Raw genomic sequence first — 13,299 nt, 5'->3', positions numbered from 1 at the left:
AGCATTTTTCTTTTTAATGTAATTGTGTCTATTTTTTTAATGATAACGATTATCATTGACGGTAAGCTAAAAAGAAATTACAATAAACGTAACGACTTCGGAATTGGGAGGGTTTCCATGCACTCATTATCAGCAAAGAATTTAACATTAGGTTATGGGGAAAATATCATCATTGATGATTTGGATATTAAAATCCCTAAAGGGGAAATAACTGTTTTCATTGGCGGTAATGGCTGCGGGAAATCCACCCTACTGCGTTCAATGGCTCGGCTATTGAAACCTAAAAATGGCAGCATCCTATTATATGGTGATGAAATCGCTAAAATGAAAACAAAAGAGATTGCGCAAAAATTAGCGATATTGCCGCAAAGCCCAGTTTCACCTGAAGGGTTAACCGTCTATGAACTTGTGAAACAAGGAAGACATCCTTATCGTTCGTTAATGAAGAAATGGTCAAAAGAGGATGAAGAAGCTGTTACCCGTGCACTTCAATCAACCAATATGCTTCATTTAAAAGATCGAGCAGTCGATTCATTGTCAGGTGGTCAGCGTCAGCGCGCCTGGATTTCCTTAACACTGGCACAGGAAACCGATGTTATCCTATTAGATGAACCGACGACATATTTAGATATGACCCATCAGATTGAAATACTGGATTTATTATTTGACTTAAACGAGCAAAAAGGACATACAATTGTCATGGTTTTACATGATTTAAACCTTGCCAGCCGCTATGCCCATCATATCGTCGCCGTTAAAGATAAAAAAGTATACGCACAAGGAAAACCAGAAGACATCATTACCTGTCAATTAGTACACGACGTCTTCCAAATGAAATGCAACATCTCATGCGACCCCATCTTCGGAACCCCAGTATGCGTACCACACGGCAAAGGCCGTTCCATTGCGTCACTGTGACGACCCGAATAATCTTGTTTCACGAGTTATTGTTTCACAGAAATGGAGTCAGTCCCTAGTAAATACAAAGGGCTGACTCCATTTTTCTTATTATAAATCACAGGTTTTACCACAAAATGCTACAATGATATCAATGAATTAATTTCATTCACTGATTGATTGGAGTGTAAAAACATTGGCAAATGAGGATAAACCGTTTAAAAATGAAAAATTAGGGATGAAGATTGTTATTGTGATAACGATATCCTTATTAATTATTTTTTCAATCGGATTCGTCATTGGAATCTATTATTTTGGTATTCTAGGCATATTTAAATTGTTAGGAGTGCAATATGAGTCTTTCTCTTCCTTATTTCTGTTTGTTGTTCTTTACTTTCTTCTGGGTCTCATCGGTGATTTGATAATAAAAGCATTCATGATCTTGCTGTCAAAAATTCCGCTACGTAATTCCACATCTACGCCGATAGAGTTTTTCATATACTTCTTAGTCAATTGGTCCATCATTTCCATACTGAACTTTTTTATGCAATCTATTGATATTAGCTTTATCACTCAAGTTCTAGCAGCTTTGATCATTGCCATAATAGAGTTGGCATTGGACCGACTGGATAAGAAGAATTCATAAAGGATAAGTTACCATAAAAAGATTTTATCGAAATAACCTGTTTTATGACTTTCTAATTACATGAAAATTCAAAAAGGAAACCCCTTGATATTAGGTTTCCTTTGTTCTATTAGCTGTTGTCTACAAGCCCTAGCCTTCAACTAAATGCAAATGATTCATTCGCCATTTTAACCATTCTGTTTTACGGGTCTTCCTCGGCAGAAATTGACGAATTCCATCTTCATGGTAACCAGCCTGAAGTCTTTTTTCATCAACGATAATAGGGCTTTTGAGTAATCTCGGGTGCTCTTGAATATACTCCAGCAGTTCGTGCAGGGACAATTCATCCAAATCCAAGTTCAGTTCTTTATAAATTTGTGATCTTGTTGAGATAATTCCATCTGTTCCATCTTCGGACATCCGCAGTATCTCCCGAAGTTCGCTTACCGTAAGCGGCTCTTTGACAATATTCCGTTCAGAAAAAGGAACTCCATGCTTTTTAAACCACTGTTTTGCTTTTTTTGTTGATTTACAATCTAATCCATATATAGCTACAGTCATCTTGCATTCTCCTTATTGTTTATAAATCCCTTGCTTGATTAAATTCATCTTAGTGATAAATAACTCCATCGCTTCGTGATCTGATAATTTCTTAATCGATTTTTCAACAAAATTATGAAAAGCAACAGCAGAAATAATCTGAATGATGAGAATCAAATCCTTTTCATCTTTAACATTTAAGTTGCTTGTATCAATTAATTCTTTAATGTCATTAAAATACCGCTTGTCCTGTTCAGCATCAAACATATCGCTGAAGGAGTTTTCAATCCGATTGGAGGCGTACAACATTGCATTTTTTAAAAAATTTCGTTCCTCCTCATCCGGCAATTCGACCAGAAAGTTGTGGTACGTTTCCATTAAAGCACTGACGATATCTCCGTTGTGTTTTTTCAGTAAGGTGATAAAATACACTTTTCTCTCTTTTAATTTCTCATCTAGTAAAAAAGAAAAAAGGTCTTCTTTGTCTTCAAAATATTGGTAAAAACTCCCCCTTGGTATACCAGCCGCTTTTATGATGTTAGCTATCGAAGCCTCAAAAGGCGGAACCCTTGCAAATTCCTGTTCTGCTGCTTCAATTAAAGTTTTTCTTTTATTCTCGGGCAAATTAAAAAACGTTTGTTTTGGCAATGTTCTTCCTCCAAGTTAACGTATGTATGACAACGTGTCGTTTGTATACTTCTATACTATATGACACAATGTCACTTGTCAATGTTTTTAATGACACAGTGTCATGCTATAAAGTATTTTCTTATTATTTACCAAGTAACGAGCGCCTAATAGTTAATACTTCACCCAAGAATATGTAATAGTACCGAAATGCATAGTTAAAATGAGGCCAAAGAAGACTAGATAGAAATAGTCGTCTTTGGCCTCATGACAAATTCAAGTCTTTATTTACTTCATCATGAATATGTCCGTTAACTTATATATAATGAATATCTTAATAAGAAGGAAACCATATTTTTGTGAGAGAAGTTTGAAGTATTTCATCTTTTTATGGTAAAAATAATAAAAATGTTAACACCTCAACAGGATGAAGGAGACAGTACATCGGTTAATTTTACAAAAATCCATCTTTAACAACTTATCCTCCCCACCGATTAACACCTATCGAAAAAACCTTTTGAATGCATTAGAAGTAATTGATAAAATTGATCTTGTTGTGTTTTTACTCATTATTCCAAAAGAGGGATTTAAATGGATGATAAAAATTTGCATATATTAGGACCGTTTAGTCTTCGACTGTATATTGAATATTTAAGAAACGAACTAATTCAAACCGGGCAAAAATTGGGGTTCAATCATAAACTGACTATTCAAGCCAGCGAGGAACTGGATTACTTTTTAAATGTATATGAAAAAACGAAAAGGTAGAGAAAAAGACCTCAAACGCGCTGCTAACTTTACTTCCTACCTTTTTATCACGCTAAAAACTCTTTAGCTTTTGGGTTTGGTGATACTAGCTAACTCCTCGAATCCCTGCCATAAAGAATAGAAGATGAACATTACTTACATAATAACAGTAATCATTCATTCTACGGGGGGATGGGCCATAAAATCACAAACGATTTTTATGTATATATCATGCTTTATTTTTGTACTAACGGCCTATAAAATCCCTAAAAAAATGAAACCCTATGAAATATATGTTACATCATTGTTCGCAGTATTATTTGGTCTTATTGTAGATTTAGTCTTAGCTGTAAAGTATAAACTTTATGTACTCGATGATCCCGGAATACAAATAAACCCGCTAATAGGACAAGTTGTTTTATACTGGACGGCAAGTATCATAACCTTGAATTTGTACCCTTTTGATCAGTCAAAAACAAAAAAATTCATTTACGTATCCATTTTGACATTGCTTACGGTTGCATTTGAATTATTGTCTTCTCTATTTGGTTTTATTAAATATAATGAGTGGAAAATTTGGTACTCAGTCCTATGCTATCCCTTTTTAATTATGTTTCTAGTCCTTCATTTTAAGTTATTCCAACGGTTAGTAAATAGATCACTTAAACAGCCATAAAAAATAACTGCAAAAAGCCCCTCCATAACCAAGGAAAGGGCTATTTTTAAGAAAAAAAGAGCTAAATACCAGCAATTACTTTCTTTTTTTCACAAAAATAAAGATTAGAATAATAAGGAATAGAGCCAGTATGACATAAACTGCATTTGAATAAACGTCCATATATTCTACAATAACTTCCCACGATGCACCGACAGAAGCGCCCAAGAACACAAGTACAATATTCCAAATCAATGTTCCAAATGTTGTGAGTACAAGAAATAAGACAAATTTCATCTTAGACATACCCGCAGGAATTGAAATTAAACTGCGAATTAAAGGAATAAAACGGCAAAAAAACACTGTCCATGGACCATATTTATCAAACCAAGCATCGGCCTTATGGATATCGTTGGTGGTTAAACGCAGGATATGTCCCTATCTATTTACAATTTTCTCCAACCTTTCTACATCAAGCTGTAATCCAATTATATAAAGAACTACGGCACCAATCACCGATCCTGCCGTCGCTGACATGATAACACCAAAAATCGATAAATTTGATGTCGTTGTCATAAATCCTCCGAACGTCAAAATCACTTCAGAAGGGATAGGGGGAAAAATATTTTCGAGCGCAATGAGAAACATTACCCCCATATATCCAAACTCATTCATAATTTCAATTAACCATTTTTCCAGACTCTTCCCCTTATTAATTTACTTTTCAGAACTGTCAAGCAAATAGTAATTCTACTCTAATACCTCTCAAACCGTTGGTAATCTGCTTATGTATCATTGTAAGATCTTTATGCCCGAAACTCTCATTTTTAACTCTTCTATAAATCGTTCCTTGTCTTTTGGAGAGATTTTTATCTCCCCCATCAAACCTGTCTGATAAGAAATAGCCAAAGCATCGATAGAAGACAAAATACGATAACCAGTTAAAATGTCTTTTGTTGGCCGGATACTTATCATTTCACTATAAGCAATACGTTTGTTTAGAGGGCCAGCCTTCACCAACAAATATTTTTCCTGGAATATATATCTGATTGAAAAGCTAATCCATAATAAAAAGCCCGTTGTTAAAGTAAACATAGAAAACATCAATACGATTCCAAAAGGTTCCTTTTGTCCATCTAAAAAAAGTGGAAAAAGACAAGCAAAAGCTAAGACAATAATCGCAACCGTTATCACAAATAAAAAATATTTATCTATTTTCGAACGAAACACCAACTGTTCAATTCACTCCTTCTCCTACCTTAAGACTTCCAGAAAGTACTTAGCATACCCTATCATAATAAAAAATCACTCTCTCGTCATGGAATCATTCCAACTATTTAAAAAAGAAACAGCTTCGTAATATTTGACCCAATTATTTGTAAAAGCAGAAATTCCACTTCCAATTATCATTACATGGTATCTATAGAGAGAATTCACTGAACTGAAAAACATAACCAGGAAGGAATGTCATTAGAGGAGATAAAAAATGGCTTTCATTCCCTTCTTTTTACTTAAGATATAAATTCCCCTTATTTTACTTGAACCTTTTTGCCTTCCCGCTTGTATAGTTAGTGAAGAATAAAGATTGGGGATGTTATAAAATGGATACAGGCTGGATTGTTTCTCTTATTGTAGCAGGTGTGTTAATGGTTTTCATTTTAGCAATTGCGATTCCAATGGACCGCAAGCATGTAGTCCGGGAAAATGGTAAAATCAATTATAAGAAAACGAAAGTTTACTTAAGATGGAACGTCTTTGATACACTCACCATCGGTCTAGCAATCTATGCGATTATTTGTGTGCAAGCTCTTAATTTTTTAATCTCGAATGGAGAAAGTGTTGAGAATGTGTTTGTGCAATTTTTTACGAACCAAGCACAAGTGTGGACACTTGTATCCATGATTTATTTAATATGCAGGGTCTCGATGACATTAAAATCGATTAAAGAACGCTGGGGCGATGATATTGAGTGAACGTGAAGAAGAATGGATGACCGCTTATCAAAATGGAGATGAAGACGCATTAGAAAGAATATACACTCTTCTAAAGCAGCCGATTTATTCGTTTATTTTTCGCTGCACAAGGGATGAGCAATTGAGCATTGATATCGTTCAAGACACATTTGTCAAACTGCAGCGCTATAAGCATCATTACAATCCAAAGCATGGAAAACTTAAATCCTATCTCTTTCAGACAGCTTATCGACTGATGATCACAAAATTAAACCGTCGGAAAAAATGGAGGAGTCTCTTGCCCTTTCTGGCTCCCCTGCAGCAGTCAGAGGAATTGCCTCATTCTGATAGAATGACAATTCGGGAAGCAGTCGCGCGTCTCCCTGATATTCAGCGTGCCGTTGTATTATTATTCTACTACCACGATATGCCGCAAGAAGAAATAGCCCAAATCCTAGGTATTCCTATAGGGACGGTTAAGTCTAGATTACACGCAGCTATCAAAAAATTAAAAAAAGAATTGGAGGGCGGCTACAATGAGTCAGGATCCCTTTAAACAAGACCGTCATTTGCGTACAAAGTTAGATGAATATCATGTTGATGTTCCTGATTTCCCAATGAAACCTAGCCGATGGATCCGTTTCATCAATCTTCTAGCCTCACCTGCCAAGGATCCGCTTGATCCATTAATCTCCACACCGAGCGGACTGATACTGTTAAAAATCGCACCCATCATTGGAACAGCTGTGGTCACATTGATACAAATTCTAATGTTTTTATAAGAATTAGAGCTTACTATTGTGGAACCCGCACGCCATTCAGACTCGGTGGACCCCCTTAGGGCCTCCCCTGTCTGAATCCCTGCTCTTTTCAGACTCGATGCGGCCTCTTCGTTCGTTCCCTGTCACAATCAAAGTTCCACCGACTGATACCGTGGCATTTTCTTGTCAAAATCCCCCGCCGTATGGTATCGAAGGAATTTCCACGAATGATACAAGCTAAAGCAAAATATACAATGAATAACAGTACAATAATAACGCTTCTCAAAAAAGGATATAAGGTGCTGATTCTTTGTATAGGAAGAGAAACGTAAAATTATTTCTTTTGTTGCTGCTTTTATTACTGATTATTCTGATTGTTCATATCGTTATTCATGTGAAAGTTTATGTAGTGTACAGTGCAGGAATCGGTTCTATTTTTATGATAGGACTCATCATTTTCCTTATTGCGTTACTTTATTTCAAAGGATAATGCTGTTCAATATTGTTAACTGTTTAAAGCCCCCTACTTCAGTGTAAGTAGGGACTTTTCAATTCGAAGTTTTTACGCACTATCTCCCCCTCTTGTCCCGTCATCACAAACATTTTTCAATTTCATCTGAAATTTTATTATTATTAGATTATAATAATCTATGTAAATAATAAAACCCTCAAAGGAGATTTAACATGAAGCTCACGTACACAGGAAAAACAAAGGATGTTTATGCATTAGAAGACGGAAATTACTTGCTTAAATTTAAGGATGACGTTACTGGCGTTGATGGCGTGTTTGATCCAGGAGCAAACACAGTCGGCCTTACGATGGAAGGTGCTGGCCGTGCCGGTCTAAAATTAACGAAATTCTTTTTTGAAATTTTAAAAGAAAAAGGAATTCCTACGCATTATATTGATGCTGATATAGAACAAGCTACGATGACAGTCAAGCCTGCTGAAGTGTTTGGAAAAGGACTTGAAGTCATTTGCCGTTATCGCGCAGTAGGAAGCTTTTTACGCCGGTATGGTTTGTATGCCGAAGAAGGACAACCTCTAGATGCATTTGTTGAAGTCACCTTAAAAGATGATGATCGCCAGGACCCGCCAATCAGTGAGGATGCATTAGATATGCTTGGTATTTTAACAAAGGACGAATATCAAGTGTTAAAAGCCCTGACACAGCAAATCGGAAATGTCGTGAAAGATGAACTAACAAAAAAAGGCATTGAGCTTTATGACATCAAATTTGAATTTGGACGAGTTGGTGACGACAAGCAAATCGTTCTAATCGATGAAATCTCCGGAGGAAATATGCGTGCATACAAAGATGGAGAATACATCGAACCGTTAGAATTAGAAAAGATGTTTTTATAATTTCACCATAAAGGACAATCTGTTTGGGATTGTCCTTTTAACCGCTCTACTTATTATTTAAACTCCACTTTGTAGTTTTTCCCAAGAGAATAAAAAATTCCGTTAAGAATTTGGAAATCAGTGCGACGAATACATACCCTAAAAAGAGCAAGAAAAAGTTCTCTTTCTCCCGAAAGTAAAACAAGCCGAGGCCCACCATAAGCGGCTTCATTAAAAATGCTAACACCAAACATAAAGGGATCATCCAAATATAATAATTCTTACTTTTGTTTAGGGTCCACTGATAAAAAAGAATATAGATCACAGGCACCAATGATGCGTCCAATGTGAAATTAGAAGGAAGAAATGGAAGAATTTTATAAGGATAGAACCAAATCCCTCGTTCCGTGCCCATTATATCTGTATAAGCAAAAAACACATGCACACTGTATCCATAAAATCCAAGTTGAAATGCTTTTCTTCGATCTATGAAAAGCAATAAAATAATGAGAGGAACTACAAGCATTGCAAGGACAATCCAAACTTGCCAATTAGAGAAGGTTGAAAACTCCTTCCAATAATCCAACAGTCTGGCATTCTGTTCAATTTCGACCTTCATGATTTTGTCAATCATTTCCAGCTGACCTTTTTCCACAATGTTGCCTCCAGTTTTTGGTTAGTATTCCATTTATGTATCTTTTTATTCCTTCTCGCAAAAAAAGAAAGCGAATCCGGGAACGCTCGAATTCGCTTTCTTTTTTAGGCTCTATTCAGCAAATCAACTTTCTGGGTATCTGGTTCACAACAAGCCTCTCTTTGTTGCGGATCACTAGAACAACATTCTCCGCTTTCGTAGGAATCCATCTTTTCCACATCGGTCTTTGTATAAAAGAATTCCCACTCATTCCATTGGGATCTGTTATCCAAAACTTTTCTTGTGTGCATAGCAGCAAGTTCGAAAAAAAAGACTGCCCAAATGACTTTTCGGACAGCACTGCTAATAATATCTTTCTTATACTTCAACTAATTCATCCAATCCCTTTTTATTGTTATATACCTCTTCGTCTAAATCACCAGTTATTTTACTTGTTAAAATACCAGATAACATACTGCCGCTTACATTTAATGCAGTACGCCCCATATCGATAAGAGGCTCTACAGAGATTAACAGTCCTACGATTACCAAAGGCAGATTCAATACAGAGAGAACGATTAAGGAAGCAAATGTTGCTCCGCCGCCTACACCGGCTACTCCAAATGAACTGATTATAATTACAATAATAAGTGTTAGGATAAACCCTGGTTCCAAGGGATTAATACCAGCCGTTGGGGCTGCCATAACCGCTAACATGGCTGGATAAATACCTGCACAACCATTTTGTCCAATCGATAAACCAAATGGTCCAACAAAGTTGGCTACTCCTTCCGACACACCATATCCATCCGTTTGAGTCTTAATATTGAGGGGCAGTGTACCGGCGCTCGAACGAGATGTAAAGGCAAACGTTAAAGTTGGCAGCCCTTTTTTTACATACGTTACAGGATTTAATTTTGCTAAACTAATCATGAGCAAGTGTATCAAGAACATCACAATAAGAGCTGCATAAGAAGCAATCACAAATTTACCTAAGTTCAGAATCGACTCATAATCACTTGTTGCCGCTACTTTTATCATTAATGCCAACACCCCATAAGGTGTTAACCTTAAGATTAATGTGACGATCCGCATTATAATGGCATAAAAAGCATCGACAATTTTAGCAAACAATTCAGCTTGTTCTGGCTGCTTCCGGCTTACACCTAAATAGGCCAGCCCGATAAATGACGCAAAAATAACAACAGCTATCGTTGATGTTGGTCGAGAACCCGTTAAATCTGCAAACGGATTAGCTGGGATAAAAGAGAGAACTTGTTCAGGAATCGTTAAATCCTCTACCGTTGCGACCCGTTCCGTAAGTTCTGCATTACGAGTTTCTTCCGCTTCTCCTGCTTGTAATTGAATGCCCTCTAAACCAAAGCCCAAAGCAGCTCCAATCCCAATTGCTGCAGAAATCCCAGTTGTTAATAACAATATCCCAATCCCAAAAAAACTTATTTTCCCAAGATTATTTGATAATTTCACCTTTGAAAATGCCCCGACAATGGAGATAAACACTAATGGCATCACAATCATTTGTAACAGCTTCACATAACCAGAACCCACAATACTGAACCACTCAATCGTAGTTGCAGTTACGTCAGAGGCCAGGCCATACAAAAGATTCATAATCAACCCAAACAATATACCTAGACCAAGTCCAGCGAACACTCGTTTTGAGAAAGAAACATGTTTCTGCTGCATCCTATACAATCCAATTATGATAGCTAGAAATATAAAGATATTCACGATAACTAAAAATGTATTCAAGTTGATCCCTTCTTTAATGAAAGATTTTTTTGAAGATACATATTTTTTTCTTAGTTTGCATGATTATATCTTCGAATATTCCAAAGGTTTTCAATAAAAAAGCTGTCATCCGACAGCGGGAATCTCTTAACCTTTATTGTTACTAAAAAACATGTACAAGCAGGTAACTGAATATTATCGTTAAGCCGCTTTCCTCGTTTCAAAAGCCCATTGTTTAAGATGCTGCTGATAATGCGGGATCATCCAGCCTAAGATTTTACCAATGAAATAGGCCGCGATAAGTGTACCGATTCCGATTGAACCGAGTGACCCCAGGAAAAATAAACATATTGCACCTGCCACACCGACATTAATTAAATCACTTGATATTTTGGCTTTACCAAATTTTACATTAAATTTTTCACTGATGGCATACGTTAATGCATCATACGGCATTAACGGAAGTTTCGCTGTTGTATAACCCAATAAACCAATTGCTACTATAAATAAACTGATTATGAGATAAACACTTCGCATAAAGATGGTTTCAGGCGTTGGAAAGAGTTGGACTAGGAGGAGTGTGGCATCCATGAAGAACCCAAATAAAAACGAAATGATAAACTGACCTGCAAATTCATTTAACTGCCTTCGTCTAGTTAAGATGAGTTGAACTATAATATACAGGACATTTGCCATAACCGTGGTAGTACCCACCGATATACCGATTGTCAGCGCACCTGCACACGCTAGTGACGAAACCGGTGATACCCCAAATCCTGCTATAATGGACAAGCTAACACCCAGCGACAAAAAAAATAAGCCAAGCACATATATTAGAAGCCTCTTCAACGTTCTACTAAAATGATTCATTGTCCCTCTCACCTTCTATAAGAATATAGAATTAAATATAACATTGAATTCAAGATATAAATAATATATAAATGATAAACTAATCATATGAAAAAACATATAATGGAGAAACACAATGGACATTCGACAATTACACTATTTCAAAGAAATTGTTAAACAGGGCAGCATTTCAAAAGCATTATTCATCGCATTTGGCAGACCAAACATTTCTTTATGAACTTAAAGAATTTAATTTCAGCGTGGAGCCCGTCTTTTTAAAATTAAAAAATGAACCCATCTCAAAGGTCGTTACCCAGTTTTGGGAGATCGTTGAATAAAGGAAGTATGTCATTGCAACTTACCTAACCGCAGCTGATATTAGGGCATTTCCACCTTTAACATTATTAAAGAAACCAATTTCAAATAAATTATTCGAAATTGGTTTCTTTTATCATTAGCTATCTTTGTATTTTTCAAGAAGCTCTTTATACTGATTCAAAACTTCTTCATATGGAGGACCATCGGATTTGTGCTCCTCCAGCCATACTTTTGTGAATTCTTCTGTGATATTTCTCCATTTTTCCTCTTCTTCAGGAGTTAATTCTGCAATTGTACCGCCAGCAGCTTTGAATTCTTCTTGGAATTTCACTTCTTCTTCAAGATATAATTCACCCATTCTATCCATAGCCTCTTCACCTGCAAGGATCATCGCATCTTGTACGTCCTTAGGCAGACTTTGCCAAACCTCTTCATTGATATGTAAGGCATGAATAGCCGTTCCAATATGAGGGTATATCGCATATTTTAAAAGTTCATGAGTTCCATTACTTATTAACGAGTTACTGTAAGCAGTATGTGCTTCAATAACCCCCTTCTCAATCGCTTCATATACCTCAGGATGAGGGACAGCCACAGGCACTACTCCCATGTATTCGTAAACTTCATTTGTAACCCCGCCGGGAGTTCTAACTTTCAGTCCATTCAAATCCTCTGGAACACGAATTTCTTTACCCGTAGTCCAAACCTCAAAGGTAGGCGATACTAGAGTCATAATCGGTCTTACACCATTTTTTAGATAATCTGTTTCTAAAAACTCAGCATTCGTCTGAACTAGTTCATTAAAAGCACGGGTTCCTTGACTAACAGACTCACTTAGATTAGGCATACCAGCCAACATATTTCCTAGTGGCATATTATCTGGAAAATAGTTCGTAGGATAAACACCGATATCCATTACACGGTCTCTTGTCAATTTGAGCATATCGTGAGCTTTTCCTAACTGCTCTGAAGGATAAACATCGAACTCAACTTTCCCATCCGTTAGTTCCTCCACCCTTTTGATCCAAGGCTCGGTGTAACCTGTCCAAACTGTTGACGTGTTAGCAAAGTAAGTTCCCAATTTTAATGTAATCTTTTCACCTGTTTCTCCATTTTCGCCTTCTGTTTCACTATCTTTTGCCTCGTTGGATGAGCTTGAACTGCAGCCAACTAGAGTAAGAATCATAATAAATATTGTAAATAAGAAGAACTTCCTCACTTTCAATTCTTCATCTCCCTTTCTTAATTAACACTTGATTGGTCAACTGCTTCTAGAAATTATAAAAATCGTTTGTAACCTTCAACATACAAACTTCTTTTCTATCACCGCCACTTCACTAGATTTCATTTTACGACACTTGTGAAAACGCTTTAATAACTACCAAAATAAGAACATAACTGCTAACGTTGTTACAAAAGATATTGCCAATAATACTAATAGCCGGTATCCCATACCGATATGTTGAGTTTAGCATGATACTAGATTTAGAGTCAAATAATTTTGAATTTTTTAAATATTATATAAAAGTAATATTTAAATTAAATTCCTACTTCTTCTATTATATGTTCATCCTTAAGGATTCCCTTTATTTCTAAAT

General features: G+C 36.3%; 15 protein-coding genes and 2 pseudogenes. 8 read left to right on the top strand and 9 right to left on the bottom strand.

The window, feature by feature from the left end; all coding sequences use genetic code 11:
• The first annotated feature begins 117 nt into the window (after positions 1 to 117).
• Both CZ487_RS10465 and CZ487_RS10460 read left to right on the top strand, forming a co-directional pair.
• Positions 118 to 918: an ABC transporter ATP-binding protein gene (locus tag CZ487_RS10465; RefSeq protein ID WP_077212131.1), complete on the top strand. Its 801-nt coding sequence runs from the start codon at positions 118 to 120 to the stop codon at positions 916 to 918.
• Positions 919 to 1,093: 175 nt separating this feature from the next.
• Positions 1,094 to 1,543, top strand: coding sequence for a YrvL family regulatory protein (locus CZ487_RS10460; RefSeq protein WP_077212130.1), 450 nt, complete (start codon positions 1,094 to 1,096; stop codon positions 1,541 to 1,543).
• Between the two features lie 129 nt (positions 1,544 to 1,672).
• Here the strand turns inward: CZ487_RS10460 and CZ487_RS10455 are convergent, their stop codons facing one another.
• Complete coding sequence (locus tag CZ487_RS10455) at positions 1,673 to 2,083, bottom strand: Spx/MgsR family RNA polymerase-binding regulatory protein (RefSeq protein WP_077212129.1); 411 nt, start codon at positions 2,081 to 2,083, stop codon at positions 1,673 to 1,675.
• Positions 2,084 to 2,095: 12 nt separating this feature from the next.
• A complete protein-coding gene (locus CZ487_RS10450) occupies positions 2,096 to 2,710 on the bottom strand; it encodes a TetR/AcrR family transcriptional regulator (protein WP_077212128.1) in 615 nt (204 codons plus the stop codon).
• Between the two features lie 570 nt (positions 2,711 to 3,280).
• On the opposite strand from CZ487_RS10450, the gene CZ487_RS10445 reads away from it, so the two are divergent.
• The gene (locus CZ487_RS10445) at positions 3,281 to 3,457 is read left to right on the top strand and encodes an aspartyl-phosphate phosphatase Spo0E family protein (RefSeq protein ID WP_084783205.1); all 177 of its coding nucleotides are present in this window, start codon (positions 3,281 to 3,283) and stop codon (positions 3,455 to 3,457) included.
• A gap of 730 nt (positions 3,458 to 4,187) precedes the next feature.
• Here CZ487_RS10445 and CZ487_RS10435 read toward each other — a convergent pair.
• Positions 4,188 to 4,790, bottom strand: a pseudogene (locus tag CZ487_RS10435) (DedA family protein).
• Between the two features lie 93 nt (positions 4,791 to 4,883).
• Entirely contained in the window at positions 4,884 to 5,321 is a 438-nt protein-coding gene (locus tag CZ487_RS10430; protein ID WP_237562950.1) for a PH domain-containing protein, read from the bottom strand.
• Positions 5,322 to 5,692: 371 nt separating this feature from the next.
• On the opposite strand from CZ487_RS10430, the gene CZ487_RS10425 reads away from it, so the two are divergent.
• The 4 genes from CZ487_RS10425 to CZ487_RS10405 all read left to right on the top strand — a co-directional run bounded on the left by CZ487_RS10425 (position 5,693) and on the right by CZ487_RS10405 (position 8,169).
• A complete protein-coding gene (locus CZ487_RS10425) occupies positions 5,693 to 6,064 on the top strand; it encodes a group-specific protein (RefSeq protein WP_077212125.1) in 372 nt (123 codons plus the stop codon).
• Between the two features lie 16 nt (positions 6,065 to 6,080).
• On the top strand, positions 6,081 to 6,599 hold the full coding sequence (locus CZ487_RS10420) for an RNA polymerase sigma factor (RefSeq protein ID WP_139339625.1): 519 nt from the start codon (positions 6,081 to 6,083) through the stop codon (positions 6,597 to 6,599).
• Positions 6,580 to 6,825, top strand: a complete 246-nt coding sequence (locus tag CZ487_RS10415) for a hypothetical protein (RefSeq protein WP_077212123.1) — start codon at positions 6,580 to 6,582, stop codon at positions 6,823 to 6,825. Before CZ487_RS10420 ends, CZ487_RS10415 begins: the two co-directional genes overlap by 20 nt.
• Positions 6,826 to 7,488: 663 nt before the next feature.
• On the top strand, positions 7,489 to 8,169 hold the full coding sequence (locus CZ487_RS10405) for a phosphoribosylaminoimidazolesuccinocarboxamide synthase (RefSeq protein WP_077212121.1): 681 nt from the start codon (positions 7,489 to 7,491) through the stop codon (positions 8,167 to 8,169).
• A gap of 46 nt (positions 8,170 to 8,215) precedes the next feature.
• On the opposite strand, the gene CZ487_RS10400 is transcribed toward CZ487_RS10405, so the two are convergent.
• The 4 genes and pseudogenes from CZ487_RS10400 to CZ487_RS10385 all read right to left on the bottom strand — a co-directional run bounded on the left by CZ487_RS10400 (position 8,216) and on the right by CZ487_RS10385 (position 11,404).
• Positions 8,216 to 8,803, bottom strand: a complete 588-nt coding sequence (locus CZ487_RS10400; protein WP_077212120.1) for a CBO0543 family protein — start codon at positions 8,801 to 8,803, stop codon at positions 8,216 to 8,218.
• Positions 8,804 to 9,020: 217 nt separating this feature from the next.
• Positions 9,021 to 9,103: pseudogene (locus CZ487_RS26885) on the bottom strand (ArsI/CadI family heavy metal resistance metalloenzyme); the annotation flags it as partial.
• 57 nt (positions 9,104 to 9,160) lie between these two features.
• Positions 9,161 to 10,555 (bottom strand): L-cystine transporter, encoded by a 1,395-nt coding sequence (locus CZ487_RS10390; protein ID WP_077212118.1) that lies wholly within the window; start codon positions 10,553 to 10,555, stop codon positions 9,161 to 9,163.
• 180 nt (positions 10,556 to 10,735) lie between these two features.
• The gene (locus tag CZ487_RS10385; RefSeq protein ID WP_077212117.1) at positions 10,736 to 11,404 is read right to left on the bottom strand and encodes a YczE/YyaS/YitT family protein; all 669 of its coding nucleotides are present in this window, start codon (positions 11,402 to 11,404) and stop codon (positions 10,736 to 10,738) included.
• A 115-nt stretch (positions 11,405 to 11,519) separates the two neighbouring features.
• Between CZ487_RS10385 and CZ487_RS26880 the strand changes: the two genes are divergently transcribed.
• Positions 11,520 to 11,621 (top strand): LysR family transcriptional regulator, encoded by a 102-nt coding sequence (locus CZ487_RS26880; RefSeq protein WP_139339555.1) that lies wholly within the window; start codon positions 11,520 to 11,522, stop codon positions 11,619 to 11,621.
• Positions 11,622 to 11,837: 216 nt separating this feature from the next.
• Here CZ487_RS26880 and CZ487_RS10380 read toward each other — a convergent pair whose 3' ends face one another.
• Entirely contained in the window at positions 11,838 to 12,920 is a 1,083-nt protein-coding gene (locus CZ487_RS10380) for a TRAP transporter substrate-binding protein (protein WP_237562949.1), read from the bottom strand.
• Positions 12,921 to 13,299 lie beyond the last annotated feature (379 nt).

The organism is Robertmurraya dakarensis (assembly GCF_900156875.1).
Classification (GTDB): Bacteria; Bacillota; Bacilli; order Bacillales; family Cytobacillaceae; genus Robertmurraya; species Robertmurraya dakarensis.
Note: the sequence above shows the minus strand (reverse complement) of the source record. Positions and strands in the feature narration are given on the sequence as shown.